Source organism: Enterobacter sp. GER_MD16_1505_Eko_090, assembly GCF_003331015.1.
In the GTDB taxonomy this organism is placed as follows: Bacteria; Pseudomonadota; Gammaproteobacteria; order Enterobacterales; family Enterobacteriaceae; genus Enterobacter; species Enterobacter roggenkampii.
Window position 1 is genome coordinate 68805 of the sequence record NZ_PUQF01000018.1, and the last position, 26485, is coordinate 95289.

Annotated in this window: 46 protein-coding genes; 39 read left to right on the top strand and 7 right to left on the bottom strand. The window is 52.9% G+C overall.

Annotated features, from left to right (window positions below):
- Positions 1-7: 7 nt before the first annotated feature.
- From gamL to C6A40_RS19060, 6 genes are all read right to left on the bottom strand, one after another.
- Positions 8-292 (bottom strand): host nuclease inhibitor GamL, encoded by a 285-nt coding sequence (gene gamL / locus C6A40_RS19035; RefSeq protein ID WP_114191342.1) that lies wholly within the window; start codon positions 290-292, stop codon positions 8-10.
- A 78-nt stretch (positions 293-370) separates the two neighbouring features.
- A complete protein-coding gene (locus C6A40_RS19040; protein ID WP_001752704.1) occupies positions 371-577 on the bottom strand; it encodes a cell division protein FtsZ in 207 nt (68 codons plus the stop codon).
- Positions 574-732 carry a hypothetical protein gene (locus C6A40_RS25115; RefSeq protein ID WP_193550753.1) on the bottom strand — a complete coding sequence of 53 codons (159 nt, stop codon included), beginning with the start codon at positions 730-732 and terminating at the stop codon, positions 574-576. Before C6A40_RS25115 ends, C6A40_RS19040 begins: the two co-directional genes overlap by 4 nt.
- Entirely contained in the window at positions 729-995 is a 267-nt protein-coding gene (locus C6A40_RS19045; protein WP_114191366.1) for a hypothetical protein, read from the bottom strand. Before C6A40_RS19045 ends, C6A40_RS25115 begins: the two co-directional genes overlap by 4 nt.
- 159 nt (positions 996-1154) lie before the next feature.
- The gene (locus C6A40_RS19050) at positions 1155-1421 is read right to left on the bottom strand and encodes a hypothetical protein (protein ID WP_114191343.1); all 267 of its coding nucleotides are present in this window, start codon (positions 1419-1421) and stop codon (positions 1155-1157) included.
- Positions 1422-2026: 605 nt separating this feature from the next.
- Positions 2027-2779 carry a LexA family protein gene (locus C6A40_RS19060; protein ID WP_114191367.1) on the bottom strand — a complete coding sequence of 251 codons (753 nt, stop codon included), beginning with the start codon at positions 2777-2779 and terminating at the stop codon, positions 2027-2029.
- Between the two features lie 41 nt (positions 2780-2820).
- Here C6A40_RS19060 and C6A40_RS19065 point away from each other — a divergent pair, with 41 nt between their 5' ends.
- From C6A40_RS19065 to C6A40_RS19265, 37 genes are all read left to right on the top strand, one after another.
- Entirely contained in the window at positions 2821-3054 is a 234-nt protein-coding gene (locus C6A40_RS19065; protein WP_000102594.1) for a hypothetical protein, read from the top strand.
- Between the two features lie 17 nt (positions 3055-3071).
- Positions 3072-3614, top strand: a complete 543-nt coding sequence (locus C6A40_RS19070) for a toxin YdaT family protein (protein ID WP_114191345.1) — start codon at positions 3072-3074, stop codon at positions 3612-3614.
- An 89-nt stretch (positions 3615-3703) separates the two neighbouring features.
- A complete protein-coding gene (locus C6A40_RS25120) occupies positions 3704-3850 on the top strand; it encodes a hypothetical protein (protein WP_015571544.1) in 147 nt (48 codons plus the stop codon).
- Positions 3843-4742: a hypothetical protein gene (locus C6A40_RS19075; protein ID WP_023294192.1), complete on the top strand. Its 900-nt coding sequence runs from the start codon at positions 3843-3845 to the stop codon at positions 4740-4742. The genes C6A40_RS25120 and C6A40_RS19075 overlap by 8 nt, the downstream gene beginning before the upstream one ends.
- Positions 4732-6165 (top strand): DnaB-like helicase C-terminal domain-containing protein, encoded by a 1434-nt coding sequence (locus tag C6A40_RS19080; RefSeq protein WP_061093221.1) that lies wholly within the window; start codon positions 4732-4734, stop codon positions 6163-6165. The genes C6A40_RS19075 and C6A40_RS19080 overlap by 11 nt, the downstream gene beginning before the upstream one ends.
- Positions 6165-6464, top strand: a complete 300-nt coding sequence (locus C6A40_RS19085; RefSeq protein ID WP_023330689.1) for a hypothetical protein — start codon at positions 6165-6167, stop codon at positions 6462-6464. The genes C6A40_RS19080 and C6A40_RS19085 overlap by 1 nt, the downstream gene beginning before the upstream one ends.
- Positions 6461-6970 (top strand): hypothetical protein, encoded by a 510-nt coding sequence (locus tag C6A40_RS25170; protein WP_239991058.1) that lies wholly within the window; start codon positions 6461-6463, stop codon positions 6968-6970. Before C6A40_RS19085 ends, C6A40_RS25170 begins: the two co-directional genes overlap by 4 nt.
- Entirely contained in the window at positions 6967-7443 is a 477-nt protein-coding gene (locus tag C6A40_RS19095) for an ead/Ea22-like family protein (protein WP_013098083.1), read from the top strand. Before C6A40_RS25170 ends, C6A40_RS19095 begins: the two co-directional genes overlap by 4 nt.
- A complete protein-coding gene (locus tag C6A40_RS19100; RefSeq protein WP_003859822.1) occupies positions 7440-8042 on the top strand; it encodes a DUF551 domain-containing protein in 603 nt (200 codons plus the stop codon). Before C6A40_RS19095 ends, C6A40_RS19100 begins: the two co-directional genes overlap by 4 nt.
- Before the next feature lie 309 nt (positions 8043-8351).
- Positions 8352-8603: a DNA polymerase III subunit theta gene (locus C6A40_RS19110; RefSeq protein WP_003859824.1), complete on the top strand. Its 252-nt coding sequence runs from the start codon at positions 8352-8354 to the stop codon at positions 8601-8603.
- 8 nt (positions 8604-8611) lie between these two features.
- Positions 8612-8845: a hypothetical protein gene (locus C6A40_RS19115; protein WP_003859826.1), complete on the top strand. Its 234-nt coding sequence runs from the start codon at positions 8612-8614 to the stop codon at positions 8843-8845.
- A gap of 180 nt (positions 8846-9025) precedes the next feature.
- Entirely contained in the window at positions 9026-9463 is a 438-nt protein-coding gene (locus tag C6A40_RS19120) for a recombination protein NinB (protein ID WP_114191347.1), read from the top strand.
- Entirely contained in the window at positions 9460-9630 is a 171-nt protein-coding gene (locus tag C6A40_RS19125) for a NinE family protein (protein ID WP_003859830.1), read from the top strand. Before C6A40_RS19120 ends, C6A40_RS19125 begins: the two co-directional genes overlap by 4 nt.
- Positions 9623-9913: a DUF1364 domain-containing protein gene (locus tag C6A40_RS19130; RefSeq protein ID WP_060578462.1), complete on the top strand. Its 291-nt coding sequence runs from the start codon at positions 9623-9625 to the stop codon at positions 9911-9913. The genes C6A40_RS19125 and C6A40_RS19130 overlap by 8 nt, the downstream gene beginning before the upstream one ends.
- Positions 9910-10272: a crossover junction endodeoxyribonuclease RusA gene (rusA, locus tag C6A40_RS19135; protein ID WP_060578461.1), complete on the top strand. Its 363-nt coding sequence runs from the start codon at positions 9910-9912 to the stop codon at positions 10270-10272. Before C6A40_RS19130 ends, rusA begins: the two co-directional genes overlap by 4 nt.
- A gap of 109 nt (positions 10273-10381) precedes the next feature.
- Positions 10382-11071: a bacteriophage antitermination protein Q gene (locus C6A40_RS19145; RefSeq protein ID WP_114191348.1), complete on the top strand. Its 690-nt coding sequence runs from the start codon at positions 10382-10384 to the stop codon at positions 11069-11071.
- Between the two features lie 644 nt (positions 11072-11715).
- Complete coding sequence (locus tag C6A40_RS19150; protein WP_114191349.1) at positions 11716-12039, top strand: phage holin, lambda family; 324 nt, start codon at positions 11716-11718, stop codon at positions 12037-12039.
- Positions 12023-12502 (top strand): glycoside hydrolase family 24 protein, encoded by a 480-nt coding sequence (locus C6A40_RS19155; protein WP_032673499.1) that lies wholly within the window; start codon positions 12023-12025, stop codon positions 12500-12502. Before C6A40_RS19150 ends, C6A40_RS19155 begins: the two co-directional genes overlap by 17 nt.
- Entirely contained in the window at positions 12499-12876 is a 378-nt protein-coding gene (locus tag C6A40_RS19160) for a DUF2570 domain-containing protein (protein WP_114191350.1), read from the top strand. Before C6A40_RS19155 ends, C6A40_RS19160 begins: the two co-directional genes overlap by 4 nt.
- The gene (gene lysC / locus C6A40_RS25635; RefSeq protein WP_423201835.1) at positions 12860-13030 is read left to right on the top strand and encodes an Rz1-like lysis system protein LysC; all 171 of its coding nucleotides are present in this window, start codon (positions 12860-12862) and stop codon (positions 13028-13030) included. Before C6A40_RS19160 ends, lysC begins: the two co-directional genes overlap by 17 nt.
- 142 nt (positions 13031-13172) lie before the next feature.
- The gene (locus tag C6A40_RS19170; RefSeq protein WP_045357159.1) at positions 13173-13691 is read left to right on the top strand and encodes a Rha family transcriptional regulator; all 519 of its coding nucleotides are present in this window, start codon (positions 13173-13175) and stop codon (positions 13689-13691) included.
- Positions 13692-14180: 489 nt separating this feature from the next.
- Positions 14181-14399: a hypothetical protein gene (locus C6A40_RS19180; RefSeq protein WP_114191352.1), complete on the top strand. Its 219-nt coding sequence runs from the start codon at positions 14181-14183 to the stop codon at positions 14397-14399.
- A gap of 396 nt (positions 14400-14795) precedes the next feature.
- Positions 14796-15368 (top strand): terminase small subunit, encoded by a 573-nt coding sequence (locus tag C6A40_RS19195; RefSeq protein WP_059347650.1) that lies wholly within the window; start codon positions 14796-14798, stop codon positions 15366-15368.
- Positions 15355-16833 (top strand): phage terminase large subunit family protein, encoded by a 1479-nt coding sequence (locus C6A40_RS19200; protein ID WP_114191354.1) that lies wholly within the window; start codon positions 15355-15357, stop codon positions 16831-16833. The genes C6A40_RS19195 and C6A40_RS19200 overlap by 14 nt, the downstream gene beginning before the upstream one ends.
- 15 nt (positions 16834-16848) lie before the next feature.
- Positions 16849-18198 (top strand): anti-CBASS protein Acb1 family protein, encoded by a 1350-nt coding sequence (locus C6A40_RS19205; RefSeq protein WP_114191355.1) that lies wholly within the window; start codon positions 16849-16851, stop codon positions 18196-18198.
- Positions 18158-19084: a phage minor head protein gene (locus C6A40_RS19210; protein ID WP_114191356.1), complete on the top strand. Its 927-nt coding sequence runs from the start codon at positions 18158-18160 to the stop codon at positions 19082-19084. Before C6A40_RS19205 ends, C6A40_RS19210 begins: the two co-directional genes overlap by 41 nt.
- Before the next feature lie 3 nt (positions 19085-19087).
- Positions 19088-20410, top strand: a complete 1323-nt coding sequence (locus tag C6A40_RS19215) for a hypothetical protein (protein WP_205735791.1) — start codon at positions 19088-19090, stop codon at positions 20408-20410.
- 12 nt (positions 20411-20422) lie between these two features.
- Positions 20423-20872, top strand: coding sequence for a gp53 minor capsid family protein (locus C6A40_RS19220; RefSeq protein WP_114191357.1), 450 nt, complete (start codon positions 20423-20425; stop codon positions 20870-20872).
- 17 nt (positions 20873-20889) lie between these two features.
- The gene (locus C6A40_RS19225) at positions 20890-21966 is read left to right on the top strand and encodes a major capsid protein (RefSeq protein WP_114191358.1); all 1077 of its coding nucleotides are present in this window, start codon (positions 20890-20892) and stop codon (positions 21964-21966) included.
- Between the two features lie 9 nt (positions 21967-21975).
- Positions 21976-22269, top strand: coding sequence for a hypothetical protein (locus C6A40_RS19230; protein ID WP_114191359.1), 294 nt, complete (start codon positions 21976-21978; stop codon positions 22267-22269).
- 57 nt (positions 22270-22326) lie between these two features.
- Positions 22327-22728 carry a DUF7370 family protein gene (locus C6A40_RS25315; RefSeq protein ID WP_114191369.1) on the top strand — a complete coding sequence of 134 codons (402 nt, stop codon included), beginning with the start codon at positions 22327-22329 and terminating at the stop codon, positions 22726-22728.
- Complete coding sequence (locus C6A40_RS25320) at positions 22728-22916, top strand: hypothetical protein (protein ID WP_063928051.1); 189 nt, start codon at positions 22728-22730, stop codon at positions 22914-22916. Before C6A40_RS25315 ends, C6A40_RS25320 begins: the two co-directional genes overlap by 1 nt.
- Positions 22900-23262 (top strand): hypothetical protein, encoded by a 363-nt coding sequence (locus tag C6A40_RS19245; RefSeq protein WP_114191360.1) that lies wholly within the window; start codon positions 22900-22902, stop codon positions 23260-23262. Before C6A40_RS25320 ends, C6A40_RS19245 begins: the two co-directional genes overlap by 17 nt.
- A gap of 7 nt (positions 23263-23269) precedes the next feature.
- Positions 23270-23665 (top strand): hypothetical protein, encoded by a 396-nt coding sequence (locus C6A40_RS19250; RefSeq protein ID WP_114191361.1) that lies wholly within the window; start codon positions 23270-23272, stop codon positions 23663-23665.
- Positions 23662-24048: a phage tail termination protein gene (locus C6A40_RS19255; RefSeq protein ID WP_045339753.1), complete on the top strand. Its 387-nt coding sequence runs from the start codon at positions 23662-23664 to the stop codon at positions 24046-24048. The genes C6A40_RS19250 and C6A40_RS19255 overlap by 4 nt, the downstream gene beginning before the upstream one ends.
- Before the next feature lie 15 nt (positions 24049-24063).
- Positions 24064-24798: a phage tail tube protein gene (locus tag C6A40_RS19260; protein WP_114191362.1), complete on the top strand. Its 735-nt coding sequence runs from the start codon at positions 24064-24066 to the stop codon at positions 24796-24798.
- Between the two features lie 40 nt (positions 24799-24838).
- Positions 24839-25492 carry a DUF6246 family protein gene (locus C6A40_RS19265; RefSeq protein WP_114191363.1) on the top strand — a complete coding sequence of 218 codons (654 nt, stop codon included), beginning with the start codon at positions 24839-24841 and terminating at the stop codon, positions 25490-25492.
- A gap of 25 nt (positions 25493-25517) precedes the next feature.
- Here C6A40_RS19265 and C6A40_RS19270 read toward each other — a convergent pair whose 3' ends face one another.
- Complete coding sequence (locus C6A40_RS19270; protein ID WP_114191364.1) at positions 25518-25877, bottom strand: Arc family DNA-binding protein; 360 nt, start codon at positions 25875-25877, stop codon at positions 25518-25520.
- A 108-nt stretch (positions 25878-25985) separates the two neighbouring features.
- On the opposite strand from C6A40_RS19270, the gene C6A40_RS19275 reads away from it, so the two are divergent.
- Both C6A40_RS19275 and C6A40_RS25125 read left to right on the top strand, forming a co-directional pair.
- Positions 25986-26153 (top strand): Arc family DNA-binding protein, encoded by a 168-nt coding sequence (locus tag C6A40_RS19275; RefSeq protein WP_071697826.1) that lies wholly within the window; start codon positions 25986-25988, stop codon positions 26151-26153.
- The gene (locus C6A40_RS25125) at positions 26143-26424 is read left to right on the top strand and encodes a hypothetical protein (protein ID WP_193550754.1); all 282 of its coding nucleotides are present in this window, start codon (positions 26143-26145) and stop codon (positions 26422-26424) included. Before C6A40_RS19275 ends, C6A40_RS25125 begins: the two co-directional genes overlap by 11 nt.
- Positions 26425-26485 lie beyond the last annotated feature (61 nt).

Below are 26485 nucleotides of genomic sequence, written 5' to 3' on the forward strand. Positions count from 1 at the left end.
TGCATCCTTAAAACGGGCAGCCGGTACGGTGTTGCCAGTCGTATTCCGCCTGGGCGTAAGCAACTGCCGAAATGAAATCGTTGTAGGCCTCGCCAGCCTTATCGCTGCGAAGTCCTTCGTATGGGCTGGAGTCAATCGGGACCGTGAAGTGGAAGAGGCCAGACGGCTCTTTTGGCATCATGTCGATAATTTTCTGCGCCCGGTCGTCGATCCACTTCTCTTTCTCGTCGGTGAGCTGCTGCTCAACCCAGCGCCGATCTTCGATGCGGTCGTAAGTGAGGTATGCGTTCATGGCTGAACTCCTGAAATTTGGATGTGCAGATCCCGCCCGCGTAATGCCAGGCCGATCGGTTGAATAGGGTGGTTGGTATCAGTGAACCATCGGCTCGCCGCGCTCATTCAGCAGCACAACGACGGAATCACTTTTGATGATGGTTTTTTCGAAGATGTTGAATGCGTACAGGCCTTTCTCAACGTTCGCAGAGGCGCGATAAGTTTTGCCGTGGTGTTGCAGCATTGTGCCCGGTAAAACCTCGCTACGTGGCACTGATGCGGTGCCGTAGTGCATTCCAATCATGCCTTCACCTCAACCTGTTTCAGGAGGCCAGCGATATGCATCTGTTGGCGGTTAAGCGTCAGCTTGTCACGCGGTGCCGATACCGACGTCAACTGCCACTCGTTATCGTTGAGCTTTTTGGCGGTGTACTGCTTGCCGTTGTGGATGACTGTCACGACTCAGCCTCCAGATGACCTTTCCTGCGAAGCCACTCAATTACTTCATCAGCGTCAAGGCGATCCAGAATGTCATCGGTATGCCCAGCTGACTCTGCCGAGTCGATGTAGTCATCAAGATCGATACTTTCGAATACTCGCTTATCGCCAATAGCTTCGAGCAATTCGTGTACGTCAACCGAGTCAATCTCGACGTTAACCACGTCCCATTTGCTACCGCTTACCGTGGCACTTTTACATTTAAATTCGATATCAATTGTCATAATCATCTCCGCGCTTAAGGCCGCGCCGCCGAACGTTAACAAGACCTCTGCGCAAGCGCACATTCAAGCAATTTGGCGGTGGATGGCCGCCGGTTGTCATAAATGGGCAGACTCGAAAATCTGCCTATGTATGGCCGATAAAAAACCCGCCGGAGCGGGTTAATCTTCTTCTTCTTCTCTTTCAACCGCGTCGGCTAATGACTGATCAACTTCAATGGTCTGCATGAAACATTCGTCATCAACGTCTTCGTATTGCTCCCTGAAGCTATCGGCGAGAGTGGAAGCTGGATTCCATCTCATGCCGCCAGCTGCATGCTCCGCGTCACCATCTGATCCACAATCCCAAGTGGAACCATCAGGTTCTCGCTCTAAAAAACCGACACACTCTGTCTTCTGTGGATTCCAGACCAGAACAACTTTTGCCATCGCCTTACCCTCTGTCGTTACCCGCTGATGCGGGAGAAATGCTTTGGCGCTGGCTCCCCACAATGAAGCAGGGAAGGCCGTCGTCGCCTTGGTGAGCCATTACCTCACCAACTAGCTGATAACCGTCTGCCAGCCCAAAACACTCACCAAAAACCCCGACAACGCCGGGGTTTCCGAAAGCATTTGTGGTACCGATTATTTGTGAGCGATATAGCTTTGCCGTCGCATAGAAGCTCCTTTGTTGCGTGGGTTGATTCAGCACAGCCCACTCAGCTTCGAATGGACTGGAATAAATCTTTTCTTTCGCTTTGCCATAATTGCCGCTCTTCCTGAGCCCGCCTATGGTCCGACGCATGGTTTACTGTCGCGCCGTTCGACTGACCGAATCTCCACTTCGCCGCTGGTTAACTTCGCTCAGCTGTCGATGTTTCGTTTCGATGGGGTAAATTTAGCGTGATGCTAAATTATGCGCAATAGCAAAATGCTAAATTATTGAATGGTTTTATTTAGCGCATTGATTAATAAGCGATTAAAAATTTACAGCGAAGGAATTCGGGACGTAAAAAAGCCCGCGCGATGGCGGGCTTGAGGGGTTTTGCGTGAGGTTATGGGATGTTTAGTATTTTGGCATCAACCACAACGCCGATGATTTTGCAGTTTCCATTAACCTCTAGCATCGGATATGCGGGGTTAAGGGGCTTTAGGAAGCGTCTGCCGGCATCGATTACAAGCTTCTTAAAGGTCGCTTCGTTATCGCCTTCTAGCTTCGCGACAACCAGCTTTCCGTTGCGCGGCTCGACTTCAGGATCAACAAGTATCGCTGCTCCCTCGGGTATGCTCAGTCCGGCCGGGGAGGTCATAGAATCCCCTTTAACGTCCAGCCAGAATGAATCTTCTGAGCAGTCAACAGTCGTGTCATACCAGCGATCTATCGCTCTTCGGTGATAAGGTTCTACAGCTTCCATCCATTGCCCCGCGCTTACCCAGCTGATTACAGGATAACTTCCTTTTGTCTCGTTCAGTCCTCGAAATGCAACGTTCGAAGGTTCTTCACTGGCGTGTAAAACATCCATCCAGCCAAAAGGCAGATCAAGCGCAGCTTCAATTTTGCGAGCCATCTTATCGCCGATATTGCGATGAGGGTTTGGTCCCAGTAGCTGGCTAAGCGCAGCCGGACTTGTCTCGATGAGCTCGGCAAACTGCGCTTTGGTCATTCCAGACTCGTGCTGACGCTTCTCGTACAGCGCTTCCAGGTTGGCTTTTCTGATTTCTTTATTTTCCATACCTGCATTGTTACTGCTTTTAGCAAAATGATAAATGTGCAAATTGCTAAATGATGCTTGCGTAGTATTTAGCATAACGCTAAACTCCAAATCAAACGACTCACCCGGAGACACCAATGAGCACTGAATTACACCGCTGGCGCAAGGCCGCCACTACCGACGAATGGGCGCAGCTCGCAAAGTTGGCTAACACGACGCCAGGTTACCTGGACCAGATCGCCTACGGAAATCGCCGGGCATCTCCAGAAATGGCATCTGCTATCGAGAAAGGCACGAAGAATTTTCACCGCCAGGCTCCGGTCCTAAAAGAAAGCCTGGTATTCGCATCGCCGCGTGATACTGCGGCCTAACCACGAAAGGGAAAGCAATGCATTCACTTGCGTATCAACACAATACCGGAATACACCCGGGAGCGGTGATAAACCGCGCTCAAGCTAAAGCGGCGCCAGACCACGAAAAGATCCGCGATGCGGTCCGTGCCTGGTCGTCGGCGCTGGACAATCAGGATGTCGTTTCGGCGCTGATCATCAACGAATACCGGGAGCAGGGCGGGACCGCCATCAGCTTTCCTGACGACATCAGCCGTGCGCGCCAGAAGCTGTTTCGCTTCCTGGATAACCGTTTCGACTCCGAACAGTACCGCGAGAACGTGCGCCAGCTGACACCCGCAATCATGGCGGTCCTGCCGGTTGAGTATCGCACTCGCCTGATCGGTGCCGATTGCAAAATGTCTCGCCTGGCTGAGGCCGAGAAAGAACTCGCAGAGGCTAAACAGGCCGTGCTGCTGGACGCCCCAGAGCATCAGAAGCTGAAAGAGGTAAGCGAGGGTATAGCGTCGCTGTTCCGTCTCATGCCGGAGCAGGTAGGCCCACTGATGACGATGGTCACGTCGATGCTGGGGGTTATGTGATGGGAAGTATCAAAAATGGCGAAAGCCAGTCTGCGCGAACAGAACTGGCCTTCAGATGCAAATCGTGTGCACTCATTGCAGGAGGAATAATGGCAAAAAATCCACGCTATTACCATACCGCTGTACATAAAAACATAACCCGCGACCGCTTCATCCGCTCGGTTAATCCGATTGTGGCAGAGAAGATGCGCGCCATTCTGGAAGAACTGAAACGTAAGGAGAGTGGCCGTGGGTAACGTATCTAATTTAGCCGAAGCCAGAGAGGCCAGAAGGCTCCAGAAACCGCGCACGAATGACGGTAAGGGGTTTGCCTTGCTGCACCGTAAAATTATGGATGTGCCGTTCTACAAGGACGCTGAGGCGGCTCATTTATGGGTTCACCTGCTCCTGCGCGCTAATCACGAACAGACACTGGTATCGACTGATGTCGGCGATGTGATCTGCGAACGCGGAGAGTTCATTACCGGGCGAAACACGCTGGCAATGGAAACGGGTTTGACCGCTGATCGCGTTAAATCACTGCTCCGTAAATTCCAGAATCTGGGCATGATCACCACCAAATCAAACAACCGTTTTACTGTTCTAAAAGTGGTCAAATATGACGAATATCAGTCAAATTTTTGTCCAGCCGATGTCCAGCCGGTGTCCAGCCCAAACGCAGTCGTACCAATGCCTGTGGAGGTGGAGTGTCCAGCCGATGTCCAGCCAGTGTCCACAGATAACAATATATTAAATAACTTACTACCTAACGGTAGTAAGTATGTCGCAAATGACCAGAAACCCGCTGAAGAGAAAAAGTCCCGTTTGTCATGCGATGAAGTATGGCAATGCCTGAAAGACGAACTGCCTGAAGCCCGGGGATGGAGATGCCTCACTGATGAGCGACGCAATCTAATCCGCACCTTCTGGGGTAAGGCTAACAAGATTGCCCGCAACCTGGACGGCAAGCCGATGGATATGGACGGTTTCAGAAGCTATCTGCGCTACATCGCTCAGAACTGCCGCTGGATGCTTGAAGACCGACCAGACCAGAAATCCGGGAAGACCTGGCGCCGCATGAAATTCGATAAGTTCCTGACCGAAAAGCTCTACATCGAAGTGCGCGAGGGGGATCGTGATGACCGCTGATTTCATGGCTGTACCACAAAACCTCGAAGCAGAGCAGAGCGTTATCGGTGGCCTGCTGCTGGATGATGACAACAGCGAGCGAGTCCAGAAGGTTCTGGCGATGCTCAAGCCTGAGTCGTTCTACAGCCGACCTCACCAGCTGATCTTTGCCGAGATGCGCCAGATGTTCCGCGACAACAAGCCAGTCGATGGTCTGACATTGTTCGACGCGCTCGAAGGCAAAGGGCTCGCTGAGCAGGTGGGTGGCTTTGCTTACCTTGCGGAGATCGCCAAGAACACTCCCAGCGCTGCAAACATCGTAGCTTACGCAGCATCAGTCCGGGAAGCCGCAATGGAGCGCTACGGTATCAACCGCCTGACCGAAGCTACTGAGCTGCTGTATTCCCGTAACGGCATGAGCGCTACGCAGAAGTACGAGGCCATTCAGGGTATTTTCACCCAGCTCGCAGACCATTCAAAAACCGGTAGTCGCCGTGGGTTGAGATCGTTTGGCGAGGTTATGGATGACTGGGTAGCAGATCTGGAGAAACGCTTTGACCCTTCAGGCGAACAGCGCGGCATGAGCACCGGCATACCGTCACTCGACAGGCTGCTGGCGCCGAAAGGTCTGGTTAAAGGCTCTCTGTTCGTGATTGGCGCAAGGCCAAAGATGGGCAAGACAACCCTGTACGGGCAGATGGCGATCAACTGCGCGGTTCGTGAGAAAAAGCCAGCGCTGATGTTCAGCCTCGAAATGCCTGGCGACCAGATCCTTGAAAAGCTGGTTGGTCAGAAGTCCGGCATTAACCCGAGCATTTTTTACATGCCCGCCACGGATGACGCCGATGACCAGTACCAGGGCGACTACGACGGAGACTTTAAGAAGGCGATCGCTACAGCCGGGCGATTGAGTGAAATCGACATGCTGTACATCGACGATACTCCTGGCCTGTCACTGGCTCACATCGTTAGCGAAAGCCGACGAATCAAACGCGAGAAGGGCTGCGTAGGCATGATTTTGGTTGACTACCTAACGCTGATGACCGCCGAAAAGGCCGACCGTAATGACCTGGCGTACGGGATGATCACCAAAGGTCTGAAGAACCTCGCCAAAGAGCTTGGCTGCGTCGTCGTGCTGCTGACCCAGCTCAACCGTGAACTGGAGAAGCGAGTGAATAAACGCCCGTTGCCGAGTGATTCCCGCGACACAGGACAGATTGAGCAGGACTGCGACTACTGGGTTGGTATCCACCGGGAAGGTGCTTTCGATGACAGTGTGCCGCCGGGAGAAACTGAGTTAATCCTGCGACTCAACCGCCATGGCAGTACCGGAACGGTTTATTGCAATCAGATCAACGGGGCAATTTACGACACAGACCAGCAGGCCGCAGCCGCAGAACGCCGCGGGCGCGAGCAGCAGCCGAAAAAGAAAGGGGGCTTCTGATGAAAGGTAAACAGGCAATTCTGCGTTATCTCGAAACGCACCGGACCTTCACCGCGAAGGATGTGGCCACAGAGTGCGGCATGACCATCAACTGCATCACGAAGAATGCTATCGATCTGGAGCGGGCCCGGAAGATTGTGCGCGTGAGCAAGGTCTGGAGAACGGTGACTTATCGCCTGGCGACGCCGGAAGAACAGGCTGGTACCGCGCGCAGCTGCACCAACGGAATATTTCAGGAGTGCCGCAACAGCGCGGCAATGAAGCGGGTATTGATGGTTTGGGGGAGGGTAGGGGTATGAAACAGAAATTTATCGAGTGGTTTACCAAGAACAACAACGGCTGCTCGCCAGCGATGGAAGACGACAGAAGCTTTGTGCACGAGAAGACGCAGCATATGTTCGAAGCGTACCAGGCTGGCGCGGAAGAAGGTGAAGCCAGATGCGCGGCGCTGGCTGCCGAGAATGCGGGGCTGAAGAGCATACAGGAATGGGTAGTTGCAGACGTATTTAAGACAGGAGCTAAGCGGTTCGAGTCAACAAAAGCAGCAGGTTTTGACACTGATGACTGCCTGCATGATGCAGTGCTTGTGATGCTTTCTGAACTGCAAACCCCGGCGACCGAAGCTTTCCTGGCTGAAGTGCGGGCGCATGACCTCAACGCTTTCATTCGGCATCACAGTGCAGAACTGGATGCGCATATTAAAAACGGTGGTGAGCAGTTCGACGAAAAATCAGTACGCATCAGAGACATCATCGTCTCAGCCCGCTTGTTCAGGGAGCAGATTCGCAAGGAGGCCGCCCAATGAGCAACATCGACAAACGCGCATTACGGGAAGCGGCGGAGAAGGCCAGCACAGATAACCATACCCAGGATGAATGGTTCCACTATCTGCGCTGCTCAACTCCAGAAACCGTGCTGGCGCTGCTGGATGAGCTGGAGAAGATGCAGGCGCAATCGTCCAAATGGTGCGAAGCCTTCCATAAAGCAGTTTCCGTTGGCGCTCGGTATGAGGAGCGGATTGCGGAGCTGGAGCGCAATGAAATTCGCGAAGAAGGAAACCAGTTTCTCGTCGTTCGGCACCCGGGGAAGCTTCCTGTCGTGAAACACTGCGCTGGCGAACTCGAAGGCTTTCTGCGCCAACTGCTTGAGCATGACCCTATGGCAACCATCGACATTGTTACACACCGTTATTACGGCGTTGGTGGTCAATGGGTTCAGGATGCAGACGAATATCTGCAAATGATGGCAGCCGCAGCCGGTAAAGGAGAGGCATCATGAGCACAATTACCAAAGAGAGACTGACGGAATTATCCAGACGTGAAAATGTCGGGGCTATTCTCGGCGAAGAAATTGCAGAGCTGGCGCGTATTGCGCTGGCATCGCTCGAAGCGGAGCCTGTGTGCGTCATCGACCAGTCCAATCTTGATTATCTCAAATCTGGCTCCGATGCCGATGTATGGCCAGCATCAAGAACAGAGATGGGTGATGTGCTTCTGTATCGCACCGCGCCGCCAGCGCCGGTATCTGTGCCCGCTGCGATGGAAATGGATGATGACTTTGACAGCGCGTTTGAACACGGAAAAGCTGTCGGCTGGAACGCCTATCGCGCCGCCATGCTTCAGTCGTTCGGTAATTCCGAACAACTCAACTCTCCGGTGATTCCGGATGGTTGGGTGGCTTGCAGTGAGCGTATGCCTCCGCCTAAGACCGGAGTAATAGTTGGTTGCTGGTTTGGTCGCAATTGGGCCACTAAATGGGCTACGTACTTGCCGTATCATCCTGATGCCCATCAGAGCGGATTCTTAATGCCGGGAGGTTCGTGGACTCCTACACACTGGATGCCACTGCCAGCAGCACCGCAGCAGGAGGTGAAGTGATGGCTAATATCGAAGCTTTACACAAAGCGGCGCAATGGTGACGTGCTACAAAGTATAAGATAAAAGGCCATGATATCGTATGGCCTTTATTTTTTAGGGGAGTTCTTATGACTTGCAAAGTTTGCGAACGTCAACCAAGAAAACGCAGAGATCCTCCATTGCCGTGCATGGAGTACATTCCAGAGGATCAGGGTAAGTATGCAAGTTTCCACGGGCGCGGTTCAGAAGAAAGCTATTACAAATGCGTCGAGTGTGGTCATAAATGGTTGCATGAAACAGGTAACTGCGGCATGGGGTGGCAACCATAGAATGGACTGGAACATTGCAGCAAAGCAGCAGGAAGAACGCGACAAGGTTAACGTTGACCTGTCGGCCTCCGGAGTGGCGTACAAAGAGCGTCTAAATATGCCTGTTATCGCAGAGCAGGTAGCGCGTGAGCAGCCAGAGCATCTGCGCGAGTATTTCATGGAGCGCGTGCGGCACTATCGCGAGCAGAGCGTTGGATTGCCTAAATCGTCCGATCCGCGTTATGTTGAGATGGCTGAATCCAACAATAAATAAGGATAACTATGGTTTATGATATTTTAGTTTTTCGAGGCCACTTTGGAAGTTTTGTCGATTATCGATCTTATTCTGGGCGCGTTCCTCCAGAGGTAAGCGCTATAGAAATTGATGGCGAGAAGTACTCTCTATCCCTCTATCAATACCAAGGTGATAAGTATTTAGTAGCCCATCAAGAAAAGATGGAGTCCGAGTCGCTAGAACTGGCAATTAACGAGTTTGGACCATCTCCACTGAATTGATTTTCTATAATCAACCAGCCATAATTAACTTGCCGTCGGAGTTGAACGCCCGGCGGTAAGACTTCTGCGCATTTGATGGGGACATTAAATGCGACCACAATCTGAATACATCACCTTTTCACAGATGCAGAAATGCACCTGCGATTTCCTGCATTCTGCGTTACCTCTCGGAGGTGGCGTATGAGTATCAAATTCTACCTCCGCGACGAGCGGGTTCGCCGCAACCTCATCGACTACATCAACAAGCAGCCTGTAAACGCAGATTTCCCGCTAGTTGTGAGTTTTGCCGACCCTAAGCGCACTCTTCCTCAGAATTCACTGTTCCACGCGCTTTGCGGCGATCTGGCAAAGCATCGAATTCAATGGGCTGGCTCTGCGTGGTCGCTTCCGTCGTGGAAATCAATTTTGGTCTCCGGTCACTCCATTGCCACAGGAGGGCAGGGGAAGGTTATTGCCGGGCTTGAGGGAGAATTGGTGGCAATTCGCGAAAGCACCTCATCGATGGGGATCAAACGGATGAACAGCCTGATTGAGTACACCCAGGCTTTCGCCGTCAGCCAGAACATCCAACTTCGCGATGTCCGTTATCGTGGCGATTACTTTGGGAGGCTTGCATGAATAACCCTCTCGCTCTCGTCATCACCAACGAAATCTTCCGCGTTCCGGCGCGCCGCCAGCGTAAGCCTGCGGTTAAGCCCTCCGACATCCCGACTTTCAAGGACTACACCGCCCGCCTGGTGGATCAGAAATGGCTGCGTCTCGCGGCACGGAGGGCGCATGGCTAATTTATGCAAGGCGGCGCGCGGCCGCGAATGTCAGGTGCGGATCCCCGGCGTATGCAACGGCAATCCTGAAACCACAGTACTGGCTCACATCCGTATTGCTGGCCTCTGCGGGACCGGAATCAAGCCACCTGACCTGATCGCAACCATCGCATGCAGCAGCTGTCACGACGAGATTGATCGCCGAACACGCCTGGTCGATGCGGAATATGCAAAAGAGTGCGCGCTTGAAGGTATGGCTCGCACGCAGGTCATCTGGCTTAAAGAGGGGCTCGTAAAAGCATGAATGAATACCGCATCAGCCTCCCGTGGCCGCCGAGCAACAACCGCTACTACCGGCATAACCGCGGACGCACGCACATCAGCGCAGAGGGGCAGGCGTACCGCGACAGCGTCGGCAGAATCATCAAAGACTCAATGCTGGATATTGGCCTGGCAACACCCGTGAAAATCCGTATCGAGTGCCACATGCCGGATCGCCGCCGACGAGACCTGGATAACTTGCAAAAGGCTGCTTTCGACGCCCTGACGAAATCCGGGTTCTGGCTCGATGACCAGCAGGTCGACTACTACAGCGTGAAGAGGATGCCAATCGTGAAAGGCGGCAGGCTTGAACTGACCATCACCGAACTGGAGGCCGAATGAACCACACAGACTTCCTGCGGTATCAGGCCGAAAGCGTTAAGCGCGCCAACCTGCCGCCAATAGCAAAGCACAGCCAGACCAAAACCAATCAGCCACAGAAGGAAGCCGCATGAACAGTCAACAACTGGAATACGTACGTCAGCAGCTCATTGTGGCTACCGCAGATATGAGCGGCGCAACGAAAGGCCAATTGATGGCCTGGCTGGAGAATGCTCAGTTCGATACCAAGACCTTTAAGCGCAAAAAGCCGCGTGTGATGGATGAGGTGACCGGGAAAATTATTACGCTAGATAACCAGCCCATTCCTGGGAAGCAGTCTCGTGCAAAAGGCTCTCACATCCCTCTGGTCAATCATGTTGAATTCTGTACCGCTTCATGGCGTCGGGCGCTGATGTCACTGGAGGAGCACCAGAAGGCATGGCTGCTGTGGAGCTACAGCGAAAACCTCCGTTTCGAATACCAGGTGGCGATCACTCAGTGGGCGTGGGCTGAGTTCCGGGAACAGCTCGGCGCGAAGAAGGTGGCCGGCAAGACGCTGGACCGCCTGAAGAAATTAATCTGGCTGGCGGCGCAGGACGTCAAAGCGGAGCTGGCGGGTCGTGAGACATACGAATATCAGGCGATGGCGTCGCTGGTTGGCGTAACACCAAAGAACTGGTCAGAGACGTTTACGGACCGCTGGGTTGAGATGCGGCGTATCTTCCTGCGCCTGGATAACGGGGCTTTATTGCAGGTTACGCGATCACGTTCACAACAAAAGGCGACAAATTTCGACAGAAGTCTTGCAAAACTGGATTGAAACGCATATATTTCATGTAAATCTGATATCGTCGCCATAGCTTCGATTGTCGACACACAAAGAATTCAAGCCCGAGGTTAACGCCTTGGGCTTTTTGCTTTCCGGCGACACGACAGGGGTATTCGCGAGATGCATTGCATCAGTACCCCTGTCACATCGTCATAGAGCATTGAAACGAGTTTCATCAGATGTTAAATTTTTGGTGTGGTGAATCCCCCTATGCGGAGGGGCATTGCCAGTCTGATATGTTTTTTTGCGCATTGCGAGTCGTCTGTGGACTGGCGGCGACTTACCGGGAGGCACCCGGCACCACACCCAATAAAAAATGATGATAGCTGTAAGGCCCACTTCGGTGGGCTTTTTCTTTGGGCAAAAAAAAGCCAGCATGGTTTCATGCAGGCAAGGCAGTTACATTTAGATTTTGTCCCGGTATATGTTTTTTTGTCCGGAAGTCGAAAGATACTGTCTCGAATACATTTTGTAAATAACGGATTCAAATCACAAGGCCATGCATTTGCATGGCTTTTTTATTATCAGGTCCCGCGGGAATCATCATCGACACGCTTCGTTGTTAAATCCAGCCCGACGGGCCTGACCCTTTCAAACACACACAGCGCCATCCGTCATTAACGGAGGTGAGGCTTATGCGAATGCCCTACAAACAAGATTTCATCGCCGCTCTGCTGGCAGCTAAGGAGCAGGGTATCGGCGCAATACTGGCTTTCATCATGGCGTATTTGCGGGGTCGCTATAACGGTGGCGCTATGGCGAAGACGCTGATCGATGCGGTCATGTGCGCGATGATCGCCTGGTTCGTCCGTGACCTTCTCGACTTCATTGGCCTGAGCAGCAATCTCGCGTATATCGCCAGTGTCTTCATTGGCTACATCGGTACAGACTCGATCGGCAACCTGATTAAGAAGTTCGCCGCCAGAAAAGCAGGGGTTGATGATGCTGGAGCTCAATAAGCAGCGCAGGGCATTTCTGGATATGCTCGCCTGGTCAGAGGGTACTGACAAGCCAAGGCAGAACACCAAAAACAGGGGTTATGATGTCATTGTCGGCGGATCGCTTTTCTCTGACTACAGCGACCACCCACGAAAACTGGTCAACCTCCCCAAGTTGGGCATCAAATCTACCGCGGCTGGGCGTTACCAGTTGCTTTCAAAATGGTGGGATGCGTACCGGAAACAGCTTGGACTGAAAGACTTCTCTCCAGCCTCACAGGACCAGGTGGCACTGCAGCAAATCAAAGAACGTGGCGCGCTTCCGCTCATCGATAACGGGCAGATTCGGCAAGCTATCGATCGTTGCAGCAATATCTGGGCGTCATTGCCCGGGGCAGGCTATGGCCAGTTTGAGCATAAGGCAGACAACCTGATCGCAAAATTCAAAGCCGCTGGCGGCGTTGTAGCCGAAGTACAACCATGAACCGGTTAACCGCCATTATCAGCGCCGTAGTGATCTGCCTGATAGTTAGCCTCGGATGGCTGGCTAGCCACTACCACGACAACGCTATCACCTTCAAAGAGCAGCGTGATAAAGCAACGGCCAGGGCGGAAACCGCCGAGACCGTTAGCAATAGCGTAGTCACCGCAATGAACCTCATCAATGACATTTCCCGGGTAACCCAGAATGCAAAGACCGAACTTTCCCAGGCAGGTGAGCAGCGTGTTATCTACATCAGGCAGGCGCTTGAAGGCGATCCGTGCGCTAACCAGCTTGTTCCTTCTGCCGCTGCTGACAGCCTGCGGGAATACGCAGACAGTTTACGTTCCGGCCCCAGTGGTGCCGATAAGCGCTGACCTGACAGCAGACACGCCGATCCCCGGAATGGCGATTCCGTTCACGTGGCAGGCAAGTCTGGAGTTAAACACTCAGCTCTATACGGCGCTGGGGCAGTGCAATCTGGATAAGGCAGCAATCAGGAAAATCGAATCATCAAGAGCCTCGCAATAGCGGGGCTTTTTTATGCGCATCTCACGCGCACATCAACGAGAGCCTTTCAGTAAGCGAGCCTGAGAAATGCCGTTATAGGTGGCGACCTCTCTCGGGCGGCTTTTCTGTGAGACAGGCTCACTTTCTAAAAGGTAAAGACGCTATGAATCATCAATTGGCTAATCTCGATTTCCGGGACATGGTGGCTGTTTCTGGTGATCGCGTGATCACAACCTCCCGCAAGGTGGCGGCTTACTTCGACAAGCAGCATCACCACATCATTCAGAAAATCGAAAAGCTAGACTGTTCGGATGAATTTCTAACCAGCAACTTTTCGCGGGTTACCTATGAACACAAGGGTAATCAGTATGTTGAATATGAAATCTCCAAAGACGGCGCGATGTACATCATTATGTCGTTTACCGGCAAAAAAGCTGCCGCCATCAAAGAGGCGTTTATCAAAGCATTTAATTGGATGCGTGACAGGCTGATGGAGCTGGCTCACTCATACCAAAGAGAGCACAACGAGTTAATGCTGGAGTTCATGAAGGAAAAGGATGTTGCCAGTATGTCAGGCCGCTTGCTGAACCGCTGGGGAAGAGTGAAGAAGCCACAGCTCATAGCAAGAATCGAAAGACTTGAGCAACAGGCACAGATAACGATCCCTGGCTTGCCAAAGTGACCATTACAAAGCTCATCTGCTGGTGGGCTTGATAATGGAAAAACAGTGATGCCTATAAGTTTTGGTAATTAGAAAAAACCTCAGATAAGTGCTAAAAATTTGCCCAGTAAACAATGATGAGATGAAGAATGAAAATCCTGGGATTTGATGAGCACAGAACAAAACGTGGGAGTGGTGCATTAAAGTTCTTTGAGCTGGAGCGTGTACCAAGCAGTGACTGGGTAAAGATATTCGAAAGCCTGTTCACAAAAAGTGGTGATGAGGCGTGGGTTGAGGGGTATTGCATAGTGTCGAACTGCCCAAGCAGTGACATAGCTGAAAGGCTAGTGCAGTTACAATCAAAGTGTGAAGAAGCGAACACAATATTCAGAACTAAGAACTCAACTCTTTGAACAGTAATCGCCGCCTCCGGGCGGTTTTTTGTTGCCATCACCTTGGGTAGGCACATCGTAATGGCAATACCCCAACAAACGGATAAAGAGGCTCTCAATGTCCGACATCTACCAAATCACGCTAACCACCCAAACAGGCGAAACCTTCACGGGCAAGATGTCACGACGTCAGCCTGAGCTGGTTAACGGCTTTGTACCGCTGGCTACCGAGACGGGACAGTGGCTGTACTTCGCTCCTGCCGACGTTAAGCGCGTGGAATTCACGCCAGTGCCGGATGAGCAGACCGAACAGCCAGCAGAACAAACAACGGAGTAACGAATGACAGGTCTGGCAATTAAGCAAGAGGCTTTCTGTCAGGCATACATCGAAACGGTTAATTCTTCAGAGGCTTATCGGAGGGGATATTTATTTCCATCCCAAAGTCCATCATCAGGCGCACCGTAAATACACCTGATGATGGTTGCTCGAAAGAATTACCGGCGTCGGAAGATTCGGCCAAGAGCAGAAGCACTTGCTGCAGCTAGTTCGGGGTCAGCTTTATTCGTTAGTTCAAGCAAACGGGCAATAACCTCGCGCGTAGTAGGGGCGCCTTCACCAAGGGCATAAATCGCGCTCACAGCGATTCTATTATCTGATTTTCTAGTTAACTCAATTAGTCGAGTGACTACATCGTGTTCCATTAATATCTCCATTTTTACTTCCGGGAAAAATATGGCACTCACCGACAAGCAAGAAATGTTCTGTCGCGAGTACCTCATCGATTTAAACGCCACGCAAGCGGCTATTCGGGCGGGGTACAGCGCTAAGACAGCTAACCGCACCGCGTCCGAAAACCTGTCAAAACCTGACATCCAGTCCAGAATTGCCGAACTTAAAGCCCAACGCAATGATCTGGTTGGCATAAATGCGACATACGTCCTAAATCGTCTCGTTGAGATAGACCAGATGGACGTGCTCGACATCCTCAAAGACGACATGAGTCTGAAGCCAGTAAGCGAGTGGCCTTTATCCTGGCGAAGATATTTGAGCGGCTTCGATGTGGCTGAGATGTTTGAAGGCCGTGGGGAGGAGCGTGAGATGGTCGGGCTGCTCAAGAAAATTAAGTGGCCTGATAAAGTCAAAAACCTCGAGCTGCTCGGGAAGCACATAGATGTGATGGCTTTCAAAGAGCAGGCCACTCATGAACACACAGGCAAGAACGGCGGGCCTATCGAAATGGCGACGCTGACGAAAGAAGAATATAAGGCTGCCCGGCGGGAGATGCTGGAGGATGACGACTGCTGAGCGAAAGGCTTACGCCCGCAAGATTGAGTGCGAAGAAGACGGGCTTTACTACGCTCGCTACTTCTTCAAGCAACGCACTGGCGGCAAGATGATTGTCGCGCCGCACCACAAGGTGATTCAGCAAACGCTGGACCGCGTCATTGATGGTGAGATTCAACGCCTGATCATCAACGTACCGCCTGGCTACACGAAAACGGAACTGGCGACCATCAACATGATGGGCCGTGGACTGGCGCTGAACTGCCGGGCTCGCTTCATGCACCTTTCCTATTCGCACAACCTGGCGCTGCTGAACTCCTCAACCGCGCGCGGCATGATTAAGTCGCAGGCGTATCAGTCAATGTGGCCTATGTCGTTGCGTGATGATGCCGACAGCAAGGCTATGTGGTGGACAGAACACGGTGGCGGTGTGTATGCGTCGTCAGCTGCCGGACAGGTTACAGGCTTCCGTGCCGGGCATATGGAGCCAGGCTGGCAAGGCGCACTGATTATCGATGACCCGGTTAAGCCGGATGATGCTTACTCGGAGATCGTCCGCGACGGTGTCAACAACCGCTTTAACGAGACAATCAAATCACGACTGGCGATCGAGACGACGCCGATGATTGTCATCATGCAGCGGATCCATTACCACGACCTGAGCGGCTATCTTCTGCGGGGCGGGAGTGGTGAGAAATGGCATCACCTGAACCTGCCGGTGATTATCGACAATAGCCAACCATACGCTGCGCAGTACCCTGAGAACTCCCACGCAATACCGATTGACCATGGCCTGCCTGATGGCTGGCTGTGGCCTTTCAAGCACAACGAGTCGCATCGCTTATCTCTGTTCTCTCACAGGCGCACTGCCGAAGCGCAGTATATGCAGAAGCCTCGCAGATTTAATGCTGAAGGAGCCCTGTGGACAGAAGTTATGATCAGCGCGGCACGCGAGCTGCAAATTCATCACGATAAGGTTCGCACTGTCGTGGCGATTGACCCACAGGCAACAAATAGCGACGAAAGCGATGAAACAGGCATTGTCGCTGCCAGCTCATATGGTGCCGGTGACAAAAAGCAGTTCTCTGTGGATGGCGATTACAGCGGAAAATATTCACCAGCTGGATGGGCCAAGAAAGCCATATCGGCTTATGAGCAACACGAAGCTGACGCGATAGTTATTGAGACGAACCAGGGCGGAGATATGGCGGAGGAGACACTCCGCAACGCCGGGTTCAAAGGTCGCATCATTCGTGTCCATGCCAGCAAAGGTAAGTATGCCCGCGCGGAGCCGATATCGGCGCTCTACGAACAGGGGCGAGTGGCAAATCACGGCAATCTCTACGTGTTGGAGAACCAGCTGATGGAATACATCCCCGCCACCGCGAAGAAATCACCTGACCGCCTCGATGCGATGGTTTACGCACTGACTGAACTGAATGGATCGCAACCTGTGGGGATGATGATTCCGAAACGCCTTCGCTAACCAAACGGATAAACCATGACTGACAAATTAACTCTCGCCGTCAACCATGCGTTGAACGATGCGCGGATGGCGCGCGCCCGTATGGGGCTGTTGGCACCAACGATGGGTCTGGACAACAAGCGCCATTCAGCATGGTGCGAGTATGGCTTCCCTGAGCAGGTAACCTACGAAAACCTTTATGCCCTGTACCGTCGCGGTGGTATCGCTCACGGTGCAGTTGAGAAGCTGGTGGGTAAGTGCTGGCAGACGAACCCGGAAATTATCGAGGGTGACGACGCCGACGAGAGCGATGACGAAACCACCTGGGAGAAGAACACCAAAAAGGTTTTCACAAAGCGCCTTTGGCGGGCTTTTGCTGAAGCCGACCGCCGCCGCCTGGTCGGCCGTTATGCTGGCATCCTGCTGCACATCAATGATTCCAGAACGTGGGATCAGCCGGTTGTTCGTGGGAAGTCACTAAAAAAGGTTACGATCGCATGGGCTGGGTCACTAACAGTCAGTGAGTGGGTTACTGACCAGAAATCGGCAGATTACGGCCAGCCAAAGCAGTGGAAATACGTTGAGAGTCTGCCAAACGGCGGGACGAATCAGCGCTTTGTACATCCTGATCGCGTCTTCATCTTGGGCGACTACTCGAATGATGCAATTGGCTTCCTTGAGCCACCTTATAACGCCTTTGTCAGTCTCGAAAAGGTAGAGGGCGGTTCTGGTGAATCGTTCCTTAAAAATGCCTCAAACAAGCAGGCAATCAACTTTGAAAAGGACATCGACTTTTCTAATTTGGCTTCGTTGTATGGCGTATCGGTAGATGAGCTTCAGGAGCGCTATAACGAAGCAGCCAGAGAGCTGAATATTGGTAACGATGTACTCCTGATTACCCAGGGCGCGCAGGTTACCTCAATGGTATCTGCTGTTTCAGACCCTGGGCCTACTTACGATGTCAACCTACAAACCGCTTCAGCTGGGGTAGACATCCCGGCGCGCATACTGGTTGGCAATCAGCAGGCTGAGCGCTCGAGTACCGAAGATCAGAAGTATTTCAACGCTCGCTGCCAGTCACGCCGCGTGGACCTCTCTTTCGAAATAGAGGACTTCTGCGACAAGCTTATTGACCTGAAAATCGTAGACTCAGTCAGCCAGAAGGCTGTTATCTGGGATGACCTTAACGAACAGACCGGTACTGAGAAGCTAACCAACGCTAAGACCATGGGAGAGATAAACCAGACCATGCTGGGAGGCGGTGATGCCCCGGCATTCAGCCGTGAAGAGATTCGTACAGCTGCGGGTTATGACAATGACGACGAAGAACCCTTAGGAGAAGAGGATGGCGACGAAGAAGACGAAGCCACCAATTCTACCGCGTAACTATCAGGATCCGACCGGAGCCGATGCGCTGGAACGCCGGGCAATGAAAGATTTCGCCAGGCGAATGAATAAGATTGGCAAAGCGTACAAATCAGCACTCGACAAAATACCTTCCTCCCTCGCAGTAAACGCCAGATACGAATACCAGCTAAACCCGACGCTACTCTCCATCATCCTGAACGATGCCAGTTACCTGGTTGATCAGGTGCTGCTTGAAGGTGGTGATTACGACCTGTGGTTTTACGAGTACATCGATCTGGCTTCGGAGAAGGGGACCGGGCAGTCGTTCTACAACCTCAGCCAGCAGTCACCGGTGTATGCCGCCGGGCGCGAATCATTGGCCTCCATACTCGCAAGCGACCCCTATCAGCAACGCATGGCGCTGGTGCATGCCCGTGTTTTTGAGGAAATGAAGGGGCTGAGTGCTGACGTTAAGCGCGACATGGCGCGTGTACTGACTGATGGTGTGGGGCGCGGGCTCAACCCGCTGGATATTGCCAGAAACCTGACAGAACAGACCGGCATCGAGAAGCGCCGGGCGAACCGGATAGCACGCACTGAAGTGACTACCGCGCTGCGCCGGGCCAAGTGGGATGAAGACCAGGAGGCGAATGACCTCTTCGGCTTGAAAACGCTGCTGGTTCACATCTCAGCGCTGTCACCGACAACCCGGCATACCCATGCAGTGCGCCACGCTCACCTCTACACCAATGAAGAGGTCCGTGACTGGTACAGCAAGGATGGCAACTCCATCAACTGCAAATGCAGCCAGCAGTCGGTGCTGGTGGATGCGGACGGCAAGCCGGAATACCCGGACACCATCACGAAACTCAAACAGGAATATAAATCGATGCAGGCGCGCGGTTACGCCTGGGCGGAGAAATAACTCATGAAATTCCAGGTAAACCACGAAGCACAGCGTCCAATCCCGGCACCGAAACATGGTGAGCATATTCAGGTCAACATCACCACAAAGGTGAACAGCCAGTCAATCCGGCGCGAAACATACAACGGGCGTGAGCATCTGGTGCTTCCGAGCTACACGCTGCCGGCGAACGTCGTCATGAATGGCGGGTTGTACACGCAAGAACAAATCGACGCCCACTATAAGGGGCTGGAAGGCACCCTGGCGCCGCTGGGACACCCTCAGGTTAATGGTCAGTTCGTGTCTGCTTTCTCCCCGGAGGGGATTAACGCAGGCCATATCGGCGCGTGGAACCGCAACGTTAAGAAGTCCGGTAATCGCATCTACCTCGAAAAGTGGGTTGATGTTGCTCGCGCTAATGAGTCGGAAGGTGGAAGGGAGCTTCTTGAGCGTGTCGCTGCCATTGAGCGCGGTGAAGACGTTCCGCCGATTCATACCAGTGTTGCCGCATTCCTCGACCAGCTTGAGCCCAACGATCAGCAGCGTGCCACAGGTGCTGAGTGGGTGGCAGATATCCACGGCATGGATCACGACGCGATCCTGCTGCACGAAGTCGGAGCCGCTACTCCGGAGCAGGGCGTTGGCCTGATGGTTAACGCCGATCTGGCACAGCCGCTTAAGGCGAACTCCGGCGCGCTGGTGGGTGAATCCTACCGGGAGCGCGAACAGCGTCTCGATCGCGCAGCCAAAGCGAAGTTTGCGGCGGGCGCAGATGAATACGCCTGGATTGCTGACTTCACTGACTCGCAAGCGGTAATCATCCGCAACGGCGGCACCGCAGAGGTGTTTGGCTACAAGTCTGAGGGTGGCGTTATTACCTTCGACGACACCGGAACCGCAGTAGCGCGCCAGGAGTCGTGGGTGGCTGTAGTCGCTAACAAATTCAAAGCTCTATTCACACCGCAGGAACAGCCTGCACCAAACCACAAAACGGAGGGCGACATGCCTTTAACCAAAGAAGAACTGGAACAAATCGGCAGCATGATCGGCCAGGCTGTTGCGACCAATACTGAAGCGGCTATTAAGCCTCTCGCGGAAAAGGTTGATGCGCTGCAGGCCAATCAGAAGCAACTCGCGGAAACCCTGACCGCGAACTCCCGTGCCGAAGAGAAAGCAAAGCGCGAAGCGGTTGCGAAGGTCCATGGCGATATCGTCGCGAACGCTCTGTCAGGCGAAGCTCTGGACGCGATGTTCAAGTCGCTGGGCGAAGCTGCGCCGCTCGGCGCCAACAATGCTCAGCAGCACAAAGAAACCGGCGCACCAGCCGCAGACGAACACTTCAAGTAAGGAGCCGGAATAATGCCACGTTATCGTCGCGTTAATATCGACGGTCAGTCTCTGTACAAGACCGAAACCCGCACAACGGCCGCCGCGTTGCTTCCTGGCACCGCCGCAACCATCAACTCATCCGATAAATTCGCTCAGGCCACAGCGCTAACCGGCCGCCTGTACATCATCGATGTCGGTTATCACCAGGGCCTGACTATCACTGAATCAATCCCTGCCGGTGATTCGGCTGTCGGCAACTACGTCGAAGAAGGCCGCGAGCTGGCGCTGCGTTGCCTGCCTGGTGCCTATAAGAAAGACAGCCCGATCAAGCTGGGAACTGCCGGTCAGTTCACCCTTGCCACCTCCGACACTGATTCAGTGATCGGCTACAGCCAGGATGAATACACCATCGCGGCCAGCACCACCGACTTCATTCGCGTGCGCATGCGCGTTGGCACTGTCGCCACAGCTGGCGCGTAACAAAAGGACAAACACATATGTACTTCTCTAAAGAGACGCTGGCGACTAACTCCCGCCTCGGCGGGCACTGGAGCGAACTGTGGGCAAACCGCAACATGTGGAACCTGCAGAACGATTCCATCATTGCCGCTAACCGCGCAATCATGACGCCTGATATGCTGGCCTGTAACGCAGTTGGCGGTTTCTCCCGTGATTTCTGGGCTGAAATTGACAACCAGGTGCTGCAACTGCGCGATCAGGAAGTAGGCATGGAAATCGTGAACGACCTGATCGGCGTTCAGACCGTGCTGCCGGTAGGTAAAACCGCCAAGCTGTATAACGTGGTCGGCGACATTGCTGATGACGTGTCAGTAAGTATCGATGGTCAGGCACCGTTCTCCTTCGATCACACTGACTACGCGAGCGACGGTGATCCGATTCCGGTATTCACTGCTGGTTACGGTGTTAACTGGCGTCATGCTGCTGGCCTTAACTCTGTAGGCATTGATCTGGTGCTGGACTCGCAGATGGCTAAGATGCGTAAGTTCAACCAGAAGCGCGTCAACTACTACCTGAATGGCGATTCAAAAATTGTTGTTCAGTCCTACCCGGCGCAGGGCATCAAGAACCACCGTAACACCAAGAAGATTAACCTTGGCTCTGGTGCTGGTGGTGCGAACATCGACCTGACCACCGCTGACATGACCGCGCTCTTTGCGTTCTTCGGTAAAGGCGCATTCGGTACCACCGCACGCACGAACAAAGTCGCCGCATACGATGTGATGTGGGTTTCTCCTGAAATCTGGGCAAACCTGGCGCAGCCGTACGTGGTGAATGGCGTTGTAAGCGGCACTGTATTGCGGGCGGTTCTGCCGTTCGCGCCGGTGAAAGAAATCCGCATGAGCTTCGCGCTGACCGGTAACGAGTTTATCGCGTACGTTCGTCGCCGTGACGTGATCTCTCCACTGGTGGGTATGGCTGTAGGCGTTGTACCGCTGCCGCGCCCACTGCCTAACGTTAACTACAACTTCCAGATCATGTCTGCTGAAGGTCTGCAAATTACCGCAGACGATCAGGGCCTGTCCGGCGTTGTCTACGGCGCCGACCTGGCGTAAGGAAACAGCATGGCTAAATACGAAGTTGTGCGCCCATGGTTCGGCGTGAAGGTTGGCGACGTGGTGGAGTTGAAAGAGCTTCACCCGGCGCTGAAGTCTAACGTCCGGCTCATGAATGGTGAGGCAGGCGGAGAACTTACCCCGTCGACGCCTGATGCCGGTACCGGTGAGAAATCTCGCAAAGAGATTATTCAGGGCCGCCTTACTGAACTGGGCATTGAGTTCAAAGGCAACCTGGGCGCTGAAAAGCTCAGTGAGCTGTTGCCGGATGGCGAACTCGAAAAGCTTTTCCCTGCTGAATAACAGCCGCCGCTAAGGCGGTTTTTTATGCCCTCTTCGGAGGGCTTATCAGAGGCTCGCATGATTACCACAGTACAGGCCAAGGAATATCTGGAGTCAGTCGGTATCACGCTGCCTGATTTCATCCTGCAGGCTCTTTTAGAGCAGGCTGGCAGCATTCAGGAGTGCCTGGATGCGCATTACCCTCCCGCAACCGCTCTGCTAATACAGTCCTACCTGCTGGGGCTAATGGCGCTGGGGCAGGGTGACAAGTACATCAGTTCTCAGACAGGGCCCAACGGCGCATCACGCTCATTTCGGTACCTGTCTTTTGCTGACCGATGGAAAGCCTCTCTGGGGCTTCTGAGGGGACTAGATAAGTATGGATGCGCTACAAGCCTGATCCCGCCTGATCCGACTAACACCGCTTTTGCTGGCGTCTGGATTGCCCGAGGCGGCTGCATGTGCAACGGGGGTCGATGATGGGGTTGATATCGGTCAAGCAGAGGCTTCCTGAGCCCTTCGTAAAGGTCTGGGTTATCACTGACTGCGGGCGGCGGGTCACGGGTTACGTTAAAAGTAACGGTGAATGGTATTTGCTGTGCCGGAAGGTAGCCGCTGAGAATCCGGAGGTTATCCGGTGGGAGGATAATAGTGTCAACCACGGCTAACTGGTCTTACACCAATGTCGCCACTGTCTACCCTCGCGTCTATGACGACTGGAACAACACCTGGACAAACGGCACACCATACCTGATTGACTGCACCTGGACGGCTAACAATGAGGTTGCGGCAGATGCCAATGGTAAAGAGTTCACCACTAACCTGATTTTCTTCACTGAACTGAAGCGTAACGGCGTCAGTTCAACCATGCCGCAGCGAGACTGGTACATCGCCAGAGGTGACACATCGGCGCTATCAGATCCGCTTAAAGCAGGTGCCAACGTCATTCGGGCCGTAACCGACTGGGATATGTCATTTTTCGGTGAAGAGACCGACTACAAAATCCTGACGTGAGGTAATCATGCCCGTCAAAGGTATCAAGCGCGTCCAGATGAATACCAGTAAGGTGCTGAGTGACATAGCCGGAATACGCACGGAGAAGGTTCTGTATCAGGTCATGAATGCCGGTGCCAAGCATGCTGCTCTAATCACTCCTGTTAAATCGTCAACCCTCATCAACAGCCAGTACAAGCGGCTCGAACCCATGCCCTCAGGAATGATAGGCAGAGTGGGTTACACGGCAAATTATGCAGCTGCTGTTAATGCTGCAAAGGGCAAGCTCAAGGGCAAGCCAAGGCCTGACGGTAGCGGTAATTACTGGGGCCCTAACGGCGAGCCGGACTTTCTCCGCAAAGGCTTTGAGCGCGACGGCCTCAACGAGATTAAGGCCATCATCAGGCAAGGATACAAAGTATGACGCGTAGCGAGGTGTATGACGCTCTGAGAGCGTGGTTGCAGTCCCACGGTTTTGATGTCGGCTATCGCGTCCAGAAACGCTTCTGGAACGAGCTGGAAGGAACTGAAGGGGAAAGATACCTCGTCATCCAGCAGGGCGGTGGCGGCAAGCCTGATGAGGCCATAACACGAGATTATTTCAGATTCCTTGTTCTTTCCGGTCAGAACGACAGCGACATTAACGAAGTTGAAGACCACGCTGATGCAATACGTCAGGCGATGATCGACGACTACCAGACTGAGTGCATCATCTCGATGCAGCCAATCGGCGGTATCCCCGCCATCCAGACCGAAGAAGGTCGCTACCTCTTCGATATTTCCTTTCAAACCATCATTTCCCGATAACACGGAGATAAAGACATGGCATGTGAAGCAGGTGCTTTCACAGGGCGTGATGTCGTCGTTTACTACGCGATTGGCTGCCCCGAATCACAACCCGCCAACGGTGACTATAAGCGCCTTGGCATGATGCGCGGGAAGACTGTTTCCGCCGAATGGGATACCGCAGACGCTACTGCTGATATGAGCGCAGCGTACACGCAGGAAAATCTCGTAACCTACAAAAACATCTCGTTCTCTGGAGATGGCGTAACTCGCAAAGAAGATGTTTATGCGCAGAACGCGTTGAAGCGTCACGTATACAACCCGCCGGCAGAGACCAGCAACCAGCCGTATGTCTGGCTGAAAATCATCTCTCCAAACGACATCACCGAAGGCCCGTTCATGGTGACTTCTTGGGAAGACGAAGCCCCTCATGATGACGTGGCCACATGGTCAATTGAGGCTTCAAGCGCGGGTCAGGTGGATGTGCGTGATGTCGGCGCCGTAATCACGATCACTACTCAGCCGCAGAACCGCACGCTCACGGTGGGCGATGCACTCAATCTTTCGGTGGCAGCCAATGTCTCTGACGGCTCCACTCTGACCTATCAGTGGAAGAAGGGCGGAACTGACATCTCTGGTGCGACGAACGCTACCTACACGAAGGCGAGCGTCGTTACGGGTGATGCGGGTTCTTACTCCTGTCAGGTTACATCCTCAACCGCCGGTTCAGTGACCTCCAGTTCAGCTACTGTGACCGTTAACGCAGCCTAGAACCATGGGAGGCTAAGCCTCCCTTTTATTGAGAGTTTCCATGAAAGCAATCACCGATATCGGCCAGGCTGTCATTCTCGCTGCTGGCAGAGAGATATTCCTCAACCCTTCATTTTTGGCTATGTCCCGAATCGGAACGCCTGAACAGATTGTTGATGCTTTCGTGAAAGTTCATGCAGGCCATTACCCAAAGCACAGAATTGCAGACCCCCAGATTCTGAAAGCGGCTAATGCACGCTGCTTTGCGGATATGGCAGCGGCCTCAGCTAGTGTAGTCAAACACTGCTCTGAAGGCGACATTACTGAAATCATCGGCTCTTACTCAGTGACTACGGCGGGACGCCTCCTGTTTAAGCCTGGCTCGTTGCCAGTTGAAGACGTCATCCAGCTGGCGCGTCACCTGATTTTGCATGGCGTAATGGGTGATCAGCCGCCCGAAGAGTTCGAGAGCAAGAAAGGCGAGTACAGCGATAAATTCGATGCCCGTACATTCGTTTATACCGCAGTTGCCCACCTCGGGATGAGTGAGGCAGACGCCTGGAACATGACGATGACCAGCTTCAGGGCTGCCATGAATGCTAAGTTCCCGCAGAAGGATAAAGGGAAGGTGCCAACCCAGGAGAAATACGATGAGGTAATGGACTGGGCGGAGCAGATGCTAGCGATGGATGCGCAGAGGCATGGGCCGCACTAAATGGCCCACTCAGGTGGTTTTTTTGTTATTTATCGTCCAAATACCCCATGCGGCGACCAAGTATCTCAGCAAGACGCCTAGCGTGCTCCTCTCCCTCACGCAGTATGTCTGCCGTGAATGGGTCTTTCTTTGCAAGAGACCTTAGAAATTCCTCTTTCTCCTCTGCTGTCGATGCGGCATTAAAAGAGGCTTGAGTTGAGTCGAAATCAACAAGGTCACTTTCAGAGATAGCCTTATCGGTATCCAGCGTTTCTTGAAGTATCTGCACAATCTCAGAATTCATAGAACGACCATTCCGTTTCGCTCGTTCTGCTATCGCATCGCGCATCCCATCTGGGAGGCGGAGGTTAAATTTATCCTGTAACTGGCTCGGGTACTTCGTCATGGCGCATCTCATGATACAAATTTTTATCATAATAGGATTAACTTGACACCATGAGCAATGGTGTTAAATTAATATCAATGGTGTCAAATTAATCCCAAAGGAGGGATCATGCAAAGCAATACCAAGAATGAAGCAAAGCTAACTTTGCGCTACCCGCAGGAAGTGAAAGATGCGTTTAAGAAGATCGCAAAAGAAGAGGGGCTTTCTGAGAATTCCGCCTTGGTTCAGGCATTGGTCTGGGCATTGAAGTTTCGGGAAGGTATGAATGCGCGCTAAAAACAGTGAAGCCCAGAAGTGCGCTAACACTCTGGGCCTCTTATCGAACAAATCCGGCAAGGAATCTATCGACATGAGCAGTGTACAGAACAATGAGTTAACTTTCCAGCAGACTGCGTTCCATCCAGTTTCTCACAATGGTGAAATTTGGCTAACTTCATCAGAGTTAGCGGCAGCGCTCGGCTACAAGAAGTCGGACGCGGTTACGCAAATTTTTAGCCGTTATCATGATGAATTCACAGAGAATATGTCAACTGTCAACAACGGGTAAAAAGTGATCCACTTACCGCCACCACCAACGGTTTAATATTGATCCACCTTGTTTACTCAGG